Source organism: Paraburkholderia bryophila (assembly GCF_003269035.1).
In the GTDB taxonomy this organism is placed as follows: domain Bacteria; phylum Pseudomonadota; class Gammaproteobacteria; order Burkholderiales; family Burkholderiaceae; genus Paraburkholderia; species Paraburkholderia bryophila.
In genome coordinates this window covers 79317-97765 of the sequence record NZ_QLTK01000002.1, presented here as the reverse complement: position 1 = coordinate 97765, position 18449 = coordinate 79317, and the positions used below count along the sequence as shown (strand labels likewise).

At 64.3% G+C, this 18449-nt stretch carries 17 protein-coding genes, 1 pseudogene and 1 riboswitch; of the genes and pseudogenes, 12 read left to right on the top strand and 6 right to left on the bottom strand.

Annotated features, from left to right (window positions below; all coding sequences use genetic code 11):
• Positions 1-38 precede the first annotated feature (38 nt).
• Together ribB and BX591_RS03965 are read right to left on the bottom strand one after the other, a co-directional pair.
• On the bottom strand, positions 39-758 hold the full coding sequence (gene ribB, locus BX591_RS03970; protein ID WP_111929445.1) for a 3,4-dihydroxy-2-butanone-4-phosphate synthase: 720 nt from the start codon (positions 756-758) through the stop codon (positions 39-41).
• Between the two features lie 147 nt (positions 759-905).
• Positions 906-1091, bottom strand: a riboswitch (FMN riboswitch).
• A 212-nt stretch (positions 1092-1303) separates the two neighbouring features.
• A pseudogene (locus BX591_RS03965) lies at positions 1304-1978 on the bottom strand (helix-turn-helix domain-containing protein); the annotation flags it as partial.
• 238 nt (positions 1979-2216) lie between these two features.
• Here BX591_RS03965 and BX591_RS36745 point away from each other — a divergent pair.
• Positions 2217-2603 (top strand): hypothetical protein, encoded by a 387-nt coding sequence (locus tag BX591_RS36745; RefSeq protein WP_111929444.1) that lies wholly within the window; start codon positions 2217-2219, stop codon positions 2601-2603.
• Between the two features lie 92 nt (positions 2604-2695).
• On the opposite strand, the gene BX591_RS03955 is transcribed toward BX591_RS36745, so the two are convergent.
• Positions 2696-3862, bottom strand: a complete 1167-nt coding sequence (locus BX591_RS03955) for an MFS transporter (protein ID WP_111929443.1) — start codon at positions 3860-3862, stop codon at positions 2696-2698.
• Positions 3863-3866: 4 nt separating this feature from the next.
• Entirely contained in the window at positions 3867-4280 is a 414-nt protein-coding gene (locus BX591_RS03950) for a VOC family protein (protein ID WP_111929442.1), read from the bottom strand.
• A gap of 122 nt (positions 4281-4402) precedes the next feature.
• Here BX591_RS03950 and BX591_RS03945 point away from each other — a divergent pair, with 122 nt between their 5' ends.
• The 7 genes from BX591_RS03945 (at position 4403) to lnt (ending at position 12255) form a co-directional block, all read left to right on the top strand.
• On the top strand, positions 4403-5386 hold the full coding sequence (locus BX591_RS03945) for a LysR family transcriptional regulator (RefSeq protein WP_111929889.1): 984 nt from the start codon (positions 4403-4405) through the stop codon (positions 5384-5386).
• Between the two features lie 94 nt (positions 5387-5480).
• The gene (gene miaB, locus BX591_RS03940; protein ID WP_111929441.1) at positions 5481-6854 is read left to right on the top strand and encodes a tRNA (N6-isopentenyl adenosine(37)-C2)-methylthiotransferase MiaB; all 1374 of its coding nucleotides are present in this window, start codon (positions 5481-5483) and stop codon (positions 6852-6854) included.
• Positions 6855-6946: 92 nt separating this feature from the next.
• Positions 6947-8029 carry a PhoH family protein gene (locus BX591_RS03935; RefSeq protein WP_111929440.1) on the top strand — a complete coding sequence of 361 codons (1083 nt, stop codon included), beginning with the start codon at positions 6947-6949 and terminating at the stop codon, positions 8027-8029.
• A gap of 46 nt (positions 8030-8075) precedes the next feature.
• Complete coding sequence (gene ybeY / locus BX591_RS03930; RefSeq protein WP_111929439.1) at positions 8076-8537, top strand: rRNA maturation RNase YbeY; 462 nt, start codon at positions 8076-8078, stop codon at positions 8535-8537.
• Between the two features lie 31 nt (positions 8538-8568).
• Positions 8569-9279 (top strand): gamma-glutamylcyclotransferase, encoded by a 711-nt coding sequence (locus tag BX591_RS03925; protein ID WP_111929438.1) that lies wholly within the window; start codon positions 8569-8571, stop codon positions 9277-9279.
• A 278-nt stretch (positions 9280-9557) separates the two neighbouring features.
• Positions 9558-10451, top strand: a complete 894-nt coding sequence (locus BX591_RS03920; protein ID WP_105509408.1) for an HlyC/CorC family transporter — start codon at positions 9558-9560, stop codon at positions 10449-10451.
• Positions 10452-10512: 61 nt separating this feature from the next.
• Entirely contained in the window at positions 10513-12255 is a 1743-nt protein-coding gene (lnt, locus tag BX591_RS03915) for an apolipoprotein N-acyltransferase (RefSeq protein ID WP_111929437.1), read from the top strand.
• A gap of 85 nt (positions 12256-12340) precedes the next feature.
• On the opposite strand, the gene loiP is transcribed toward lnt, so the two are convergent.
• Both loiP and BX591_RS03905 read right to left on the bottom strand, forming a co-directional pair.
• Complete coding sequence (gene loiP, locus BX591_RS03910) at positions 12341-13099, bottom strand: metalloprotease LoiP (protein WP_111929436.1); 759 nt, start codon at positions 13097-13099, stop codon at positions 12341-12343.
• Positions 13100-13362: 263 nt separating this feature from the next.
• The gene (locus BX591_RS03905) at positions 13363-13977 is read right to left on the bottom strand and encodes a glutathione S-transferase C-terminal domain-containing protein (protein WP_176343020.1); all 615 of its coding nucleotides are present in this window, start codon (positions 13975-13977) and stop codon (positions 13363-13365) included.
• Positions 13978-14160: 183 nt separating this feature from the next.
• Between BX591_RS03905 and BX591_RS03900 the strand changes: the two genes are divergently transcribed.
• From BX591_RS03900 to BX591_RS03885, 4 genes are all read left to right on the top strand, one after another.
• Positions 14161-15567, top strand: coding sequence for an aminopeptidase P N-terminal domain-containing protein (locus tag BX591_RS03900; RefSeq protein ID WP_111929434.1), 1407 nt, complete (start codon positions 14161-14163; stop codon positions 15565-15567).
• Between the two features lie 6 nt (positions 15568-15573).
• On the top strand, positions 15574-16914 hold the full coding sequence (locus tag BX591_RS03895; RefSeq protein ID WP_111929433.1) for a UbiH/UbiF/VisC/COQ6 family ubiquinone biosynthesis hydroxylase: 1341 nt from the start codon (positions 15574-15576) through the stop codon (positions 16912-16914).
• A 230-nt stretch (positions 16915-17144) separates the two neighbouring features.
• On the top strand, positions 17145-18209 hold the full coding sequence (gene dusB / locus BX591_RS03890; protein WP_111929432.1) for a tRNA dihydrouridine synthase DusB: 1065 nt from the start codon (positions 17145-17147) through the stop codon (positions 18207-18209).
• Positions 18206-18439, top strand: coding sequence for a Fis family transcriptional regulator (locus BX591_RS03885; RefSeq protein ID WP_007180440.1), 234 nt, complete (start codon positions 18206-18208; stop codon positions 18437-18439). Before dusB ends, BX591_RS03885 begins: the two co-directional genes overlap by 4 nt.
• The last annotated feature ends 10 nt before the right edge of the window (positions 18440-18449 follow it).

Below are 18449 nucleotides of genomic sequence, written 5' to 3'. Positions count from 1 at the left end.
GACGCACGAAATCGCACGCCGCTCACGGCTTTATATCGTCACGCCTCGTCAGCCACGCACTCGCGTGCCTGCGCCAACGCCTGACGAAACTCCACCAGTTCGGCAATCGTCAGCATCGGCAGATTGTGTTGGGCGGCGAAGCGCTCCACTTCCGCGCCACGCGTCATGGTGCCGTCGGCGTTCATCAGTTCGCACAGCACGCCGGCCGGTTTCAGACCCGCGAGAACCGCCAGGTCCACCGTGCCTTCGGTGTGACCGCGACGCGCCAGCACGCCGCCGGGCATGGCGCGTAACGGGAACACGTGACCCGGACGCACGATGTCGGCAGGTTTCGCGTTGTCCGCGATGGCGGCGCGAATCGTCGTCACGCGATCGAGCGCGGAGACGCCGGTCGTCACACCGTCGCGCGCTTCGATAGACACCGTGAACGCGGTGCCGTGACGGCTTTCGTTGTTGACCGCCATGGGCGGCAATTCGAGCGCGCGGATCTTCTCGTCGGGCAGGCACAGGCAGACGATGCCGCTGCATTCGCGGATCAGCAAGGCCATGGTTTCGACGGAAAGACGCTCGGCCGAGACGATCAGATCGGCTTCGTTCTCACGATCGTGGTCGTCTTGCAGCACCACGGCGCGGCCATCGCGCATGGCTTGCAACGCGGCGGCGATACGCGGTGGAACGGGTTCGGTGGCGAGCAACGGGAGATCGAGGACAGCGTCGTCCGCAATCGTCGAGGGAACGGGAAAAGTAGCAAAGGTCATGATTGAAACGCTCATCGCAAAAGTTGGGCGAAAAACGTTTCAGGGCATTGCAAACAGACAAAGACGCGCCGTTGAACGCCGCGCAAAGCGACGCTCGCGCACCGCTCAAACCTGCGAGCGGCGTCACGGAAACGAACATGACTATCTGCACATCTTCTTCCATCCGGACTATGACCGTCGGCTCTGGCTTCTCACCAGATCTGCTGACCCCGCTGCGTTTCTTTCCGACTCGAAAAGACCGCGCGATGCGGGCGCTCGCGGGCTCACCGGCTCACGCTTTCGCGCTGCCGGCATACCGCCGGTGGGGAATTTCGCCCCGCCCTGAAGACGCACTGATTGCCGGAAACGACCGGCTGGCAAAGCATACAGCAGTCACGCCGGGTCTGCAGCGCAACCCCTACTGAACGGATGGAGAACGCTATTGGCGGTAAAGCACGTCCGTCCTGCACAGTCCGTCAAACAGGCGCGGCCTCGCGGACCGGTTCGTGCGCCTCATGTGACTCGTGTGCCTCGTGTGTCGTTTCGCGCGCGGCGGCATGCGTGGTTTCACGCACCGCCTCGTGCGACGCAGGCACGTCCCAACGCGGCGGCGTCTCCGCCTTCAACGTCACGCGAAACGCGCGCGCTTCGGTGTCGCCGGGATTGCGCAGGCTATGCGGCTGGTCGGCGTCGAACACGATCGCGTCGCCCGTGGCGAGCAATTGACGCTGGTCGTGCACGCTGACTTCGAGCGTGCCTTCGCTGACCACGAGATTCACCGTGGTGCCCGGCGCGCGGCGCGTGCCGGCTTCGGTATGCAAGGCCGCGATACGCAACTCGTGAAACTCGGCGACGGTCGGCTCGGCGTCGGGATAAAGCGGCCGGGCCGAATAGCGGCCGTTGGCGCTGACGATCCGCGACGAGCGCTCGGCCGGCAAATGTTCGAAGCCGTTGGTCGCATGACGCCGCAAAAACGCGGCGACCGATACTTTCAACGCGGCCGCGACCTTGCACAGCACCTTGATCGACGGCACGCTGCGCGCCGATTCGATCTGCGCGAGCATGGCGCGCGAGACGCCGGACGCGCGGGCCAATGCGTCGAGCGACAGTTGCCGCTCGGCGCGCAAACGGGCGAGATTCACGCCGACGAGATGTTCGAGTGCATCGAAAGGTTCGGCGGCACGCGGCGACGCTGCGGTGTCAGCCGCGGGATCGCGAACCAGCGCAAGCGGGGAATGCATGATTGCCTCCAGGAGCGCCGCCGGACGGCGGGCAAGCAGTTAGTGGAAGCAAGATAGCATCGCGATTGGCCACGCCCAACGAAGTTATCTTCACACTGTTATATGCGCTGCTCGCTTAGAAACTCTGGTGTTCTTGCGGATTCGGGCGGACCGGAAGTGCTGACGATGGAAGAAGTAAGAAAAAACGTTCCGCTCCGCAAACCAGTCAGCGCCTCGCCGTTCTGCTACCGACGCGTTCGTGCAATTTACCGCCTTCTCCGGCACATCCGTAGGACGCGATAATCCCCCCGCCGTCGCAAAGGAAGGGCCCGGCCCGTTGCCGCAAGGGCGCTACTACAGTCCGGTGATGAAAATAGCGCGATATATCGCCAACCTCGCCATCACCCTGTTACTCGGTGACTTACTGGCACGTCAACTGGCGGCGACGGTTTATGCGAAGCCGGGAACGATCGAGTCCATACGACGGCTTCTAATGAACAGTGGCGTATTGAAGCCAGACAGCCAATACGACATCAACGGCATGTTGCTTCTCGTGATTCTGGTGGCGTCGATTGCAGTCGTCGGCGTAGCCGTATGGCTTCTGAATATCGGCGTACGTCGCTATCGCCAAACGCGCAGTCAATAAGCCCCGAGTATCGGTGGATTTACCTGTGCTGGCGTCCTTCAAAGCGGCCGCGAAGGATAGGCCAGCAAAGTTTCCTCACCCACTAACAATCATCAAGCCCGCTGCGCCAGCACCGCCCCCGGCGCATCCCTGCGCGCGGCAAACCAGGTCAACAGCAACGCCACCACACTGACCGCAGCCGCGACCCACGGCAACGTATCCAGCGAATGTCCGTGGTTGATCACCAGTCCACCCAGCCACGCGCCGCCCGCATTGCCCACGTTGAACGCGCCGATATTCAACGTCGACGCCAGATTCGGCGCTGCGGCCGCCTTCTCGACCACGCGCATCTGCAGCGGCGGCACCGTCGCGAACGCCGCGATCCCCCACACGAAGATCGTGATCGCCGCCGCCACCTGCGAATGGCTGGTGCGCGCGAAAATCGCCATCACCACGGCAAGCGCGACCAGAATGCCCATCAGCGAAGGCATCAGTGCGCGGTCCGCGAGCTTGCCGCCCACCGTGTTGCCGATCGTGAGTCCGACGCCGAACAGCACCAGAATCAACGTCACACCGCGCGGCGAGAAGCCGCTCACCTGCTCGAGAATCGGCGCGATATACGTGAACACCACGAACACGCCGCCGAAGCCGAGCACCGTCATCGCGAGCGCGGTCCAGACCTGCGGGTCCTTCAGCACGCGCACTTCGTGACCCAGACCGACCGGCCCGGCGTCATGGCGATTCGGCACCAGCAGCGACACGCCCGCCAGCGACAGCACGCCGAACAGACTGACGATCCAGAACGCCGCGCGCCAGCCGAATTCCTGCCCGACGAAGGTACCGAACGGCACGCCGAGCACGTTCGCGAGCGTCAAGCCGGTGAACATCAGCGCGATCGCGCTGGCCCGCTTTTCAGCCGGCACCAGCGAGGCCGCCACCACCGCGCCGATCCCGAAGAACGAGCCATGCGCGAACGAGGTCACGACCCGCGCGACCATCAGCACGGAATAGCTGGACGCGATCGCGCACAGCGTATTGCCGACGATGAACACACCCATCAGCAGTTGCAGCGCGAGCTTGCGCGGCATCTTGCTGGTGACCACCGCCAGCAGCGGCGCGCCGACCGCGACACCGAGCGCGTAGCCGCTCACCAGCAAACCCGCCGAGGGAATCGACACGGCCAGATCGCGTGCGACGTCGGGCAGCAAGCCCATGATGACGAATTCGGTCGTACCGATCGCGAAGGCGCTAATGGCTAGCGCGAGTAATGGAATGGGCATTTCTTTACTCCAGGTTCTTGAATTGAGCGTGCTGCTGCGCCGTCACGAATTCGACGACGACGCCCGGCGCGAGCGCCACGAAGAGTTGCACTTCGGCGGGTTGCGGTCCCATCGGCGGCACCTGCGCGCGCTGGTAGTCCACGCCGGTGGCCTCCAGACGCCCGAGCAGCGCCTGCCACTCAACGGCGTTCTCCAGCCGGAACGCGATATGGTCGATGCGCGGCGCCGCCCGACCGGTCACGGCGGGCACCGTCGCGTCGATCAGATGGATCAGCGGCCGGCCGGCGTTCGCGTAAAGCCAGTAACCATCGACCGAAAAAGGCGGACGCGCCCCCTCGACCAGGCCCACGACGTCGACGAAAAAACGTCGGGCGGTGTCGAGGTCGGCGGTGACGATCGTTGCGTGATCGAGTTGCATGGTGTGGGGGCCTCAGCGCAGGGCACCAGGGTTTTCGAGGAGTGGATTGTCGGCGCTGAGCGACGATTTGATAATTGGCGTAGCATTTGAAGCATTATCAAATTATTTTTGAAAGCCGCGTGATGGATAACCTCGGTGACATTCGCCTCTTCGTCGAGGCGGCGCAGCAGGGCAGCCTGTCGGCGGCGGGCCGTAAGATGGGCTTGACGCCGGCGGCCGCGAGCGCGCGCCTCGCCAAACTGGAAGCCGGACTGAAAGCGCGACTATTCGAGCGCACCACCCGCCAGCTCCGCCTCACCGACGAAGGCCGCCTCTACCTGAACTGCTGCCGCCAGGCGCTGCAATCGCTCGACGACGCCGAAGCCGCGCTGCAAGCAGGCCAGGGCGTGGTACGCGGCAAGGTGCGCATTTCCGCGACCTCGGATTTCGGCCGGAATCTGCTGATGCACTGGCTCGACGAGTTCAACGCGCTGTACCCGGAGGTGACGTTCGCGCTGACGCTGTCGGACTCGCTGTCGAATCTGGTGCAGGAAGATATCGATCTGGCGATCCGCTTCGGCATGCCGCAGGACAGTTCGCTAGTGGCCCGCAAGCTGGCGCCGAACCGGCGCGTGCTGTGCGCGTCGCCGGATTACATCGCGCGCAAGGGCGAGCCGAAAGATCCGCTCGATCTGGCCAATTTCGACTGCATCGTGCTGGGCACCGCGACCGGCCTTGCAAACGAATGGCGTTTCACGCGCGGCGACGAGACGCAGCACTACACCGTGCCGTTCGAGACCGCCCGCGAGACCAACGACGGCGCGGTCGCCCGCGAATGGGCGCTGCGCGGCTACGGTATCGTGATCAAGTCGATGTGGGACGTGGAAGCGGATCTGCGCGCCGACGGCCTGAAAGTGCTGCTGCCCGACTGGCGCTATCCCGATGCGCCGCTGCACGCGCTGTACCACCGCAACCGTTTCATGGCGCCGCGCGTGCGCGCGCTGCTGGATTTCCTGAGCGAGCGCTTCGCGCAGGTCTCGGACGAACTGGAAAGCCTGCTGGGCTTGCCGCCGGAGCGGCCGCACGGCAAGGCGCGCGCGGAAAGCCCCGTCGATGAAGGGCTATAATATTGAGTTACGCAGCACTCTGCCTGCATGTTTTGCCCCCACTCCACCTTTTAAAAGACGCCCCCAGGTTAACCACTGCGACCGGCGAAATTCGATGACCAAGAAAGTTTATGTAAAGACGTACGGCTGCCAGATGAACGAGTACGACTCCGACAAGATGGTCGACGTACTCGGCGCGGCCGAAGGCCTCGTCAAGACCGACACGCCGGAAGACGCGGACGTGATTCTGTTCAACACCTGTTCGGTGCGCGAAAAAGCGCAGGAGAAAGTCTTCTCCGAACTCGGCCGCGTGCGCGAGCTGAAGGAAGCGAACCCGAATCTGATCATCGGCGTGGGCGGTTGCGTCGCGAGCCAGGAAGGCGCCTCGATCGTGGCGCGCGCACCGTACGTGGATCTGGTGTTCGGTCCTCAAACGCTGCACCGTCTGCCGCAAATGATCGACAAGCGCCGTGAAAGCGGTCGCGCGCAAGTCGACATCTCGTTCCCGGAAATCGAAAAGTTCGACCACCTGCCGCCGGCGCGCGTCGACGGTCCGAGCGCGTTCGTGTCGATCATGGAAGGCTGCAGCAAGTACTGCAGCTACTGCGTCGTGCCGTACACGCGCGGCGAAGAAGTGTCGCGTCCGCTCGACGACGTGCTGACCGAAATCGCCGGCCTCGCCGACCAGGGCGTGCGCGAAGTCACGCTGCTCGGCCAGAACGTCAACGCATACCGTGCCGGCATGACGCTCGGCTCCACCGAAATCGCCGACTTCGCGCAACTGATCGAATACGTCGCCGAGATTCCGGGCATCGAACGGATTCGCTACACCACGTCGCATCCGAAGGAATTCACGCAGCGCCTGATCGACACCTACGCCAAGGTGCCGAAGCTCGTCAGCCACCTGCATCTGCCGGTGCAACACGGCTCGGACCGCGTTCTGATGGCCATGAAGCGCGGCTACACCGTGCTCGAATACAAGTCGGTGATCCGCAAGCTGCGCGCGATCCGCCCCAACCTGTCGCTGTCCACCGACATGATCGTCGGCTTCCCCGGCGAGACCGAAGAAGACTTCGACAAAATGATGGCGCTCGTGCACGAGATGCAGTACGACACCAGCTTCTCGTTCATCTACAGCCCGCGTCCCGGCACGCCCGCCGCGAATCTGCACGACGACACGCCGCGCGAAGTGAAGCTCAAGCGTCTGCAACATCTGCAAGCTACGATCGAAGAAAACGTGCAGCGCATCAGTGATTCGATGGTCGGCAACATCGAGCGCATTCTGGTCGAGCGCCCGGCGCGCAAGGACCCGAACGAACTCGCGGGCCGTACCGAGAACAACCGGGTGGTGAATTTCCCGGCGCCGGTCGCGTCGCACGCGCGGCTGATCGGCCAGATGGTGGACGTGAAAATCGTCCATGCGTACCCACATTCGTTGCGTGGCGAACTGGTGCTGGTGCATGACGACGCACCCGCCACGACCCACTGAGCGACAGTACGACCGCACCAACGTAAGTAATCCGCTGCGCGAACCGCGCCGCCCAATCCGCGTATCGAAACCGACAGGATCGAACCACCGCCTTGAAGACCACTCAGCAGCATCTGGAATTCACCGCACCGCGCGACGACAACGCGCGGCTCGCCAACCTCTGCGGACCGCTCGACGAAAATCTGCGCCAGATCGAGCAGGCGCTCGACGTCACACTCCAGCGCCGCGGCCATCGCATCTCGATTCGCGGGCGCGGAGCGAAGCTCGCGCTTACCGCGCTCGAAAATTTCTACAACAATGCGCGCGCGCCGCTGTCGATCGACGACATCCAGCTCGCGCTCATCGAGGTGCGTCATCCGGCGCGGCATCGGCCGAACGGCAACGGTAGCGGCACGAACGGCGACGAAGCGGCCGATCCGCGTTTCCCCGGCAACCCCGACCATCCGTTCGACCAGCCCGCCGACTCCGCCGAAGACGACCTCGAAGCACTCGGCCCGAAGCTGTACACGCGCCGGGCGGATCTGCGCGGCCGCACGCCGGCGCAGCGCGAGTATCTGAAGCAGATCATCGCCCACGACGTCACCTTCGGCATCGGCCCGGCCGGTACCGGCAAGACCTACCTCGCGGTGGCCTGCGCGGTAGACGCGCTCGAACGCGATCAGGTCAAACGCATCGTGCTGACACGCCCGGCCGTGGAAGCGGGCGAACGTCTCGGCTTTCTGCCGGGCGATCTGGCGCAGAAGGTCGACCCGTATCTGCGGCCGCTGTACGACGCGCTGTACGACCTGCTCGGCTTCGACAAAACCGCCAAGATGTTCGAGCGGCAGATGATCGAAATCGCGCCGCTCGCGTACATGCGCGGCCGCACGCTGAACCACGCGTTCATCATCCTCGACGAGGCGCAGAACACCACGCCTGAACAGATGAAGATGTTCCTCACGCGGATCGGCTTCGGCTCGAAGGCCGTGGTAACCGGCGACACGACTCAGGTCGATTTGCCGCGCGGCCACAAGAGCGGGCTGATCGAAGCGCAGCAGGTGCTGTCGGACGTGCGCGGCATCGCGCTCACGCGCTTCACCAGCGCGGACGTGGTACGGCATCCGCTGGTCGCGCGGATTGTGGAGGCGTACGATGCGCATGCGCAGAAAACCGCCGGCCCGGCTGATTCGCGCTGATCCGCATGATTATTTACGCCTTGACAGACACCGCAATCCAATCAGCATGAGCCGCACCCCGAAACTGACATTGAATCTGCAATTCCCCGCCGCCAAGGCCTGGCCGGAACACAAGGCGCTGCTGCCCCGCGCCACGGTGGCCGGCTGGATCAAGGCGGCGCTGTTCGCGGACGGCGAGCTGACGGTGCGCTTCGTCGACGCCGAAGAAGGCCGCACGCTGAACCGCACCTATCGCGGCAAGGATTACTCGACCAATGTGCTCACCTTCGCCTACGCCGAAACGGAAGACGATCCGGTTACGGGCGACCTGATCCTGTGCTGCCCGGTGGTCGAAAAAGAAGCCGCCGAACAGGGCAAGCCGCTGCTCGCGCATTATGCGCATCTGCTGGTGCACGGCACGCTGCACGCGCAGGGATACGACCACGAAGTCGAAGAAGAAGCCGAGGAAATGGAAGCGATCGAAACCGAGATTCTCGGCAAGCTCGGCTTTCCCGATCCTTATCTGTAACCCTCCAGCTTAATCTCGCCGAAAGCACGCCGTGAGTACCTCCGCCCCTGAAGCCGCGACCCGCCCGCCCTGCCCGGACTACCCGCCGGCGCTCGGCGAATCGAGGCTGCTGACGGACGAGGAACTGCGCGCGTCGCTCGACTGCACACTGCGCGCTTGGGACCGGCAGAGCGATCTCTGGCTGTTCGGCTATGGCTCGCTGATCTGGAATCCCGGCCTGCCCACCGCCGAAGCCAGCCGCTCGAAAGTGCATGGCTATCACCGAGGCCTGTATTTGTGGTCGCGCGTGAATCGCGGTACACCCGAGCAACCTGGCCTCGTGCTCGCGCTCGATCGCGGCGGCTCGTGTACCGGCATCGCGTTTCGCGTCGCGGCCGACGGCGCCATGCCGCATCTGGAAGCCTTGTGGCGCCGCGAAATGGCCATGGGTTCGTATCGCCCGGCGTGGCTGCCGTGCGTACTCGCCGACGGCCGGCGCGTCGACGCACTGGCGTTCGTGATGCGGCGCGACGTGGCGAGCTACACCGGCAAACTGCGCGACGACGTCGTCAAAACCGTGTTCGGCTGCGCGTGCGGACGCTACGGCACCACGCTCGATTACGTCAGCCGCACCGTCGAGGCGCTGCGCGAATGCGGCATGCCGGATCGCGCGCTCGAAGCGCTGCTGGAACGCTGCCGTGAAAAAAGCCACGAAGCCGGCCTCGATGACGATGATCGTCAGGACGCTGCGGGCCGGCCGTAGCCCACGCCGGCGCTGCATCCCACATCACCTGCTCCTTCAGCAATGGCCGCCATGGCGTCGCACATACCGGCCATCGCACGTACTTTTTTGCTTCAGAACGCCTTTGTTCGCGCAATCAGTTAGGATTGACCCACTCGCGCCTTTGCGGCGCGGTGCGTTTGCCGCGCCTCACCCCTGCTTCACTCTTCGCCCGGCCCGGCGGGACACGGTCCTGCCATGCGCCTGGTGTATCCTTAATGCTCTGCAACAGCGCGCCCAGACTCGCCGGGCGCACTACCATGAACGACACGTATCCCAGTCGACGCCAACTCGACAAACCGCAAGAAAAGCGCTCACTCCTCGAGCGTTTGACCGACTTCATCTCGCCCGAGCCCGACTCGCGCGCAGAACTTCTGGAAATCCTGCAGGACGCGCACGAGCGCAACCTGATCGACGCCGACTCGCTGTCGATGATCGAAGGGGTCTTCCAGGTCTCCGAACTCAGCGCCCGCGACATCATGGTGCCGCGTGCCCAAATGGACGCGATCAATATCGCGGACAGTCCCGCCGAATTCATCCCGTACGTGCTGGAAAAAGCGCACTCGCGCTATCCGGTGTTCGAGGGCAATCGCGACAACATCATCGGCGTGCTGCTGGCCAAAGACCTGCTGCGCTACTACGCCGAAGAAGAATTCGACGTGCGCGGCATGCTGCGCCCCGCCGTGTTTATTCCCGAGTCGAAGCGCCTGAACGTGCTGCTGCACGACTTCCGCGTGAATCGCAATCACCTCGCGGTGGTGGTCGACGAGTACGGCGGCGTGGCCGGCCTGATCACGATCGAAGACGTGCTGGAACAGATCGTCGGCGATATCGAGGACGAATATGACTTCGACGAGGAAAGCGGCAACATCATCGCGTCGCCGGACGGCCGCTTCCGCGTGCGTGCGCTGACCGAGATCGAACAGTTCAACGAAGCCTTCGGCACCGATTATCCGGACGACGAAGTCGATACGATCGGCGGACTCGTCACGCATCATTTCGGCCGCGTGCCGCATCGTGGCGAAAAGGTGCGCCTCGACGACCTGATCTTCGAGATTCTGCGTGGCGACGCCCGCCAGATCCACATGCTGCTGGTGCGCCGCGATCCGCTGGCCGGCCAGCGCGAGCGCGAAGCGCAGCACGTGCAGACCTGAGCCGGGCCTTAGCCGGCTTGCTTTCCTCGCTTCCTCAACACCTCACGCCGACCGCGCAACAATGGCCGACCCGATAACTTCCCGTTCGCGCCGCGGCGTGAGCGCTTCTGCCGCTCAAGACGTCCGCGGCCGCGCGCTACCCCGCTGGCATTACCTCGTTGCCGCCGTCGCCGGCGCGGTCAATACGCTTTCATTCGCGCCGACACCGCACGGCGGCTGGCTCGAACTCGCGATCTTTGCGTTTTACTTCGCGTGGCTCACGCGCAGCACCGGCTGGAAAAGCGCGGCCCTCACGGGCGGCGCGTTCGGCTTCGGCAACTTCGTCAGCGGCGTGTGGTGGCTGTACGTCAGCATGCATTTCTACGGCGGCATGAGCGCGCCGCTCGCCGGCGCGGCGGTCGTGCTGTTTTCGTTGTATCTGGCGATTTATCCGGCATTCGCCGCTGCGTTGTGGTCGTTCTGCGCCGGTCATGCGCGCAACGGCGCGGCGGACGACCGCACGCCGTTCTCGCCGACCTGGCATGGCGCGCTGGCGTTCGCGAGCGCGTGGGCGATCGGCGAATGGCTGCGCGGCACGGTGTTCACCGGCTTCCCGTGGCTCGCAAGCGGTTATGCGCAGGTGGATGGGCCGTTCGCCGGCTTTGCGCCGGTGGCAGGCGTGTATGGCGTGGGCTGGATGCTGGCGCTGGTCGCCGCGCTGATCGTGCAGGCGCTCACGCAATTGACGGCTTTGCGCCGCGCGAGCGGAACTGCTGTCGGGGCTGTCGGTGCCGGCGGGAATCATCGCAACCCGGCTGACGGCGGCCAGCCGAACGGCAAACCTACCGGCGCCCGCGCCGCATTGCCCGGTGTCATCGCGCTGGCGCTGATCGCGGCCGGCCTGCTGCTGCCGCTCGCGCAATGGACCGTGCCCGCCAACGCCCCGCTGACCGTGCGTCTCCTGCAAGGCAACGTCAAACAGGAGATGAAGTTCGAAGAATCCGGCATGCGCGCCGCGATCGACATGTATCAGCAAATGATCACGTCAAAGCCCGCCGATCTGATCGTCACGCCGGAAACGGCGATTCCGGTGTTCGTCCAGCAGTTGCCGGCGCCGTTCGCGTCGGCGGTGCGCCGTTTTTCGGACTCGACCGGCAGCGCCATTCTGTTCGGCGCACTCGGCGGCACGGTCACGCCGGAAGGTCAGCTGATCGACTACACGAACAGCCTGTTCGGCGTCACGCCCGGCTCCAGCGACGTGTACCGCTACGACAAGCACCACCTCGTGCCGTTCGGCGAGTTCGTGCCGTGGGGCTTTCGCTGGTTCGTCAATCTGATGAACATTCCGCTCGGCGATTTTTTCCGTGGCGCGCCGGTGCAGAAGCCGTTCATGGTGCACAACCAGCCGGTCTCGGTCGACATCTGCTACGAAGACATTTTCGGCGAAGAGATTGCCCGCAGCATTCGCGAAAGCGCAACGCCGGCCGGCGTGCTGGTCAATTCGACCAACCTCGCCTGGTTCGGCGACACGATCGCGCTGGACCAGCATCTGCAGATCGCGCGCATGCGTTCGCTGGAAACCGGCCGGCCGATGCTGCGCGCCACCAACACCGGCATGACCGCCGCGATCGATGCGAACGGCCGCGTGCTCGGCCGCCTCAAGCCTTTCACGATCGGCTCGCTCGACGTGACGGTGCAGGGCACGTCCGGCAGCACACCCTATGTCACGAGCGGCAATAACACGGTGCTGGCGGTGTCGTTGCTGCTATTGGCGTTTGGATTTGCATTTGGACCGGGCATTAACCGACGCCGTAAAACGCCGTAACGGCAAGCGACACGAGAAATAACGCCAGAAACAAAAACGCGCGCTGCTGGCATACCAGCAGCGCGCGTTTCTCATTCATACCCCGTTACTGATTCGAAGCAATCCGCTGCTGAATATGCTGTGCACGTTCCGGCGACGACGGATGCGAGCTGAACATACTCGATTTACCGCCATCCAGTTGCGCAAGCTTGTTGAATGCCGTCACCAGTCCCGACGGATCCAGATTCTTCTTTTTCTGCAAATCGAACGAATAATCGTCGGCGGCGCTTTCCTGGGTTTGCGAGAATTGCGCGTTAATCAGCTTCTCGGAGAAATCGCCGAGTTGCGAGCCGGACAGCGTTCCCGCCAGACCACCCGCCGAGGTCGCCGCGCCGCGCACCGCCGAGGTCGCATACGCCACCTGCATCGCCTTCTTCGTGTGACCGAGCGCCACGTGGCCCATTTCATGACCGACCACGCCGCGCACTTCGTTGTCGTTCATCATGTCCATCAAGCCGCTGTAGACGCGCACGCAGCCGTTGGCCATGGCCCACGCATTGACGTCTTTGGTCATGTACACCTTGTAGTTGACCGGCGTGCCGTTGATGTTGTCGCCAAGTTGCGCGGCGATCTTGTTGAGGCGCTTCTGGTACTTGCTGTTCGCGGCGGCGATCTTGTTTTCGCCGTCGAGTTGCGCGCAGGACTTGTCGGTCAATGCACGCACGTCGGCGTCGCTCAGTGTGGCGGCCTGGGTGGCCATCTGGCCGGACTTGATCAGCGCGGAGGGATCGACGTTACCGACATTCGAGCAGGCGGCAAACATCGCAAATGCGGAGGCGGCAATGACAAAGCGATACGGTTTCATGGTGGAAGTCTCTCTGCGAGTTATTGATCTGAGCGGCGCGCTTTCTCCTGCGACGCCGATTCGCAATGGCCGCAATTCACCGGCCATTTCGCCGAATATGTTGATTGCATAAACCATTACGCCACGCGACAGACAAAAAAATGCGCCTGACGGGCAGGCGCATTTTTACCACAAACGTAAGCTTTAATTCATTACTCTGGAAGCCTGAGTGACAGCATTTTGCAATACTCAACCTTTCCAGCCTGCGTGATTCAATCCGCAACTCAATTCGCCGGCACCGTGTCGATAAACGACTGACGCAACGAGAGCTTCTGGAAATGCTTATCCAGATTCGGATACGACTCGCGCCAGTTCAATTCGGGCATGCGGAAATCCAGATAACCCAATGCGCATCCCACCGCGATATCCGCGAGCGTGTAGTGATTGCCCGCACACCACGTCTTGCTGCCCAGACCCTGCGACATCGCGATCAGCGCTTCGTCGATCTTGCGTTGCTGGCGCGCCACCCACGCGTCCACCCGCAACGCCGGCGCGCGCTGCGTGCTTTCCAGGCGAATCAGCACCGCCGCGTCCAGAATCCCGTCGGCGAGCGCTTCCCAGCAGCGCACTTCCACGCGTTCACGGCCGGACTGCGGAATCAGCTTGCCGACCGGCGAGAGCGTATCCACGTATTCGCAGATCACCCGCGAGTCGAACACCGCTTCGCCGTCTTCCATCACGAGACACGGCACTTTGCCGAGCGGATTGAAGGTGTGAATCGTGGTGTCGGGCGCCCAGACGTTCTCGGGCACCAGTTCGTAGTCGATCTTCTTGTCGGCCAGCACGATCCGCGCTTTACGCACGTACGGGCTGCCGAGCGAACCGATGAGTTTCATCATTACCATCTGCCTTTGTCTGAATCCGGCGAAAGTATAAGTGCTTGGCGGCCTTCGCGAGCGTACCGGCGTCTCTTCGCAAGCCGCATGCAGACTCGCTGTGGATGGATTGCAACAGCGGCGCGGCGACGCTGCGACCCGTATCCGCACAAAATAAGTCCGCGCATTGGGCGCTACAATCGCACGATGAACCAGCCGACCGAACCCACCCTCGCCATCGACGTCTACCGAACGCGCCGCGAGCGCGTACTCGCCGCGCTGCGCGCGACGGGCGGCGGCGTCGCCATCGTTCCCACCGCGCCGGAAGCGCTGCGCAACCGCGACGCCGACTATCCGTACCGGCACGACAGCTACTTCTACTACCTGACCGGCTTCACCGAACCGGAGGCGCTGCTGGTGCTCGACGCCAGCGCCGCGTCCGGCGAGCCGGCGTCGGTGCTGTTCTGCCGCGAGAAGAACGTCGAGCGCGAAACGTGGGAAGGCTTCCGCTTTGGCCCCGACGGCGCGCGCACGGCATTCGGTTTCGACGCCGCGTTCGCGATCGGCGACGTCGACGTGCAACTGCCGCGGCTGCTCGCCGACAAGCCGTCGTTGCACTACGCGCTCGGCAGCTCGGCGCAACTGGACGAACAGGTGCGCGGCTGGCTCGACACGGTGCGCGCGCAGGGCCGCAGCGGCGTCGCGACGCCCACCGCCGCCGGCGATCTGATCCCGCTGCTCGACGAGATGCGGCTCGTCAAAGACGACCACGAACTCGCCGTCATGCGCCGCGCCGGGCAGATTTCGGCGCAGGCGCATCGCCGCGCGATGGCCGCCTGCCATCCGGGCATCCGCGAATACGAACTCGAAGCCGAACTGCTCTACACGTTCCGCAAATTCGGCGCGCAGGCGCCGGCCTATACGTCGATCGTCGCGGCGGGCGCCAACGCCTGCGTGCTGCACTACCCGGCCGGCAACGCGGTCGCGCAGGACGGCGACCTGATCCTGATCGACGCAGCCTGCGAACTCGACGGCTACGCGTCCGACATCACCCGCACGTTTCCCGCCAGCGGCCGCTTCACGCCGGCGCAGCGCGAACTGTACGACATCGTGCTGGCCGCGCAGCAGGCCGCCGTCGACGCGACCCGCGCCGGCGCCACCTTCGACGATCCGCATCAGGCGGCCGTGCGCGTGCTGTCGCAAGGCTTGCTCGACACTGGCATCATCGACCGCGCAAAGTTCGCGCGCGTCGACGACGTGATCGCCGAGCGCGCCTACGCGCCGTTCTATATGCACCGCACCGGCCACTGGCTCGGCATGGACGTGCACGACGTCGGCGATTACCGCGAGCGCGGCGCGCCGCGCGACGAAGCCGGCGTGCTGCCGTGGCGCACCTTGCAGGCGTCGATGACGCTGACCATCGAGCCCGGCCTGTACATCCGCCCGACGGAAGGCGTGCCCGAGCGCTACTGGAACATCGGTATCCGTATCGAGGACGACGCGATCGTCACGCCGACCGGCTGCGAGCTGATCACGCGCGACGTGCCGGTTGCCGCCGACGAGATCGAGGCGCTGATGCAGGAAGCCCGCGCGGCCCACGAAACAAGGAAGTAATCCGCAATGAACGATGTTTCCCCGTCGACGGTGATTCTGAAGCCCGCCTCGGCCGCCCATCCATACGATTTCGACGTGACGATCGTCGGCGCCGGACCGGTCGGGCTGGCGCTGGCCGGCTGGCTGGCGCGCCGCAGCGCGACCCAGGCGCTGAAGATCGCACTGGTCGACGCGCGCGAGCCGGAAGATTCGATCGCCGATCCGCGCGCAATCGCCGTCTCGCAAGGCAGCCGGATGATTCTCGAACCGCTGCGCTGGCCCGCCGACGCCACCGCGATCCAGCGTATTCACGTGTCGCAGCGCGGGCATTTCGGCCGCACGCTGATCGATCACGCCGAGCACGGTTTGCCGGCGCTGGGCTATGTGCTGCGCTACGGGTCGATCGTGCATGGTCTCGCCGAAGCCGTGCATGCGAGTCCGGTGCACTGGTTTCGCTCGACCTCGGCCGCGGCGCCGACTCAGGAACATGACGGCGTGACGCTGCCGATCGAAACGGCGGGTGTTGCGCGTACCTTGCGCACGCGAATTCTGGTGAATGCCGAAGGCGGCTTGTTCGGCGATCACAAATCGGGCGAGCGGGCGGCACGCAACCGTGCTGCTAGCGCGGACGCGGCCGAAAACATCGCGGAAAACGCGCCCCAACCAAACGCCGCAAACCTCGACGCCGAGACCGCGAATCAATCCGCCAAATACGGCGCGAAAAGCGGCTCGCGCGACTACGGACAAACCGCGCTGGTCGGCACGGTAACCGTCTCGACGCCGCAACCGCACGTGGCCTGGGAGCGCTTCACCTCGCAAGGTCCGATCGCCTTGCTGCCAATGGGCGGCGTACGCGGCGCCGACTACGCGCTGGTCTGGTGCTGCGCGCCGGAAGAAGCCGCCCGCCGCGCGCAACTCTGCGACGCCGATTTCCTGAGCGAACTCGGCGCCGCGTTCGGCGACCGCATGGGCCGCTTCACGCAGATCAAAGGCCGCGCGTCGTTCCCGTTGGGCCTGAACGCGGTCGAGACGCTCGTCCAGGGCCGCGTCGTCGCCATCGGCAACGCCGCGCAGACCCTCCACCCGGTGGCCGGCCAAGGGCTGAACCTCGGCCTGCGCGACGCGCACTCGCTCGCCGACGCGCTGTCGGCGGAAGGCCCCACACCGCTCGCGCTCGCCACCTTCGCGCAGCGCCGCGCGCTCGACCGGCGCCTCACGATCGGCGCGACCGACACGCTCGCGCGCCTGTTCACCGTCGACTTCGCCCCCCTTGCGATCGTGCGCGGTCTCGCGCTCACCGCGCTCGAATTCGTGCCGCCGGTGAAAACCGCGCTGGCGCGTCAAATGATGTTCGGCCAGCGCCGCTAGGTGCGCCGCCCGCTCGCGCCGCGCGGCCTTTTTGCGCAGCGTGGCGTACATCGCATGTGAGATGCCGGTTCTATGAACCGGACCACTTTCATAGAAGATTTAATGGGTTACGACACACGCAGGTCGAGTGTCGGCTATCTGTTAACGCTAAAATGGTGGTTTTCTCTCGCATTTCGCGAACGCTCCGATTGACAGAAATTGCGCAATCGGCCGCGCCGCGCGCCCACGTTATGCCCACTCTCGGCTCCCACAATCTGCGCAATAACCTGTTCGTCGCCCCCATGGCGGGCGTGACCGACCGGCCGTTCCGGCAACTGTGCAAACGGCTGGGCGCGGGCTATGCGGTGTCGGAAATGGTCGCCTCGAACGCGCAGTTGTGGAAAAGCGAGAAGACCATGCGCCGCGCCAACCATACCGGCGAGGTCGAGCCGATCGCCGTGCAGATCGCCGGCGCCGATCCGCTCATGATGGCCGAAGCCGCGCGCCATAACGTCGCGAACGGCGCGCAGATCATCGACATCAACATGGGCTGTCCGGCCAAGAAGGTCTGCAATGTCGCGGCCGGCTCGGCACTGCTGCAGAACGAGCCGCTGGTGCAGCGCATCGTCGAGGCGGTGGTCGGCGCGGTGGGCGTCGGGCCCGACGCGGTACCTGTCACGCTGAAGATTCGTACCGGCTGGAATCGCGACAATAAAAATGCGCTGAGCGTCGCGCATCTGGCCGAAAACGCTGGCATCGCCATGCTGACCGTGCACGGCCGCACCCGCGCCGACCTCTATCACGGCGACGCCGAATACGAGACCATCGCCGCCGTCAAAGCCGCCGTGCGCATTCCGGTGGTCGCGAATGGCGACATTACGTCGCCGCACAAGGCGCGCGAGGTGCTCGCCGCCACCGGCGCCGACGCGATCATGATCGGCCGCGCCGCGCAGGGGCGCCCGTGGCTGTTTCGCGAGATCGAACATTTCCTGAAAACGGGCGAGTTGCTGCCGCCGCCGCGCATCGACGAAATCCAGCAGGTGATGAACGAGCATCTCGAAGATCACTACGCGTTCTATGGGGAATTTACCGGCGTGCGCACTGCGCGTAAGCACATCGGCTGGTACACTCGCGGCCTTTCTGGCGCCAACGTGTTCCGGCATCGCATGAATACGCTGGACACCACGCGCGAACAACTCCTCGCCGTCAACGAGTTCTTCGACGCACAAAAGGCGATCTCCGACCGCCTTGTCTATGTCGACGAAACGCTCAACGAGAACGGCGAGCCGGACCCAACCGACCGACTAGCAGCATGAGCAAGAACAATATCGAACAATCTGTCCGCGACAGCCTGGGGATGTATTTCCAGGATCTCGACGGCTCCAATCCGCACGACGTCTACGACATGGTTATTTCGTGCGTGGAAAAACCCTTGCTCGAAGTGGTGCTCGAGCAGGCCGGCGGCAATCAGTCGCTGGCCGCCGAGTATCTCGGCATTAACCGCAATACGCTGCGCAAGAAGCTGCAACAGCACGGTTTGTTGTAGTTCGTTGTAG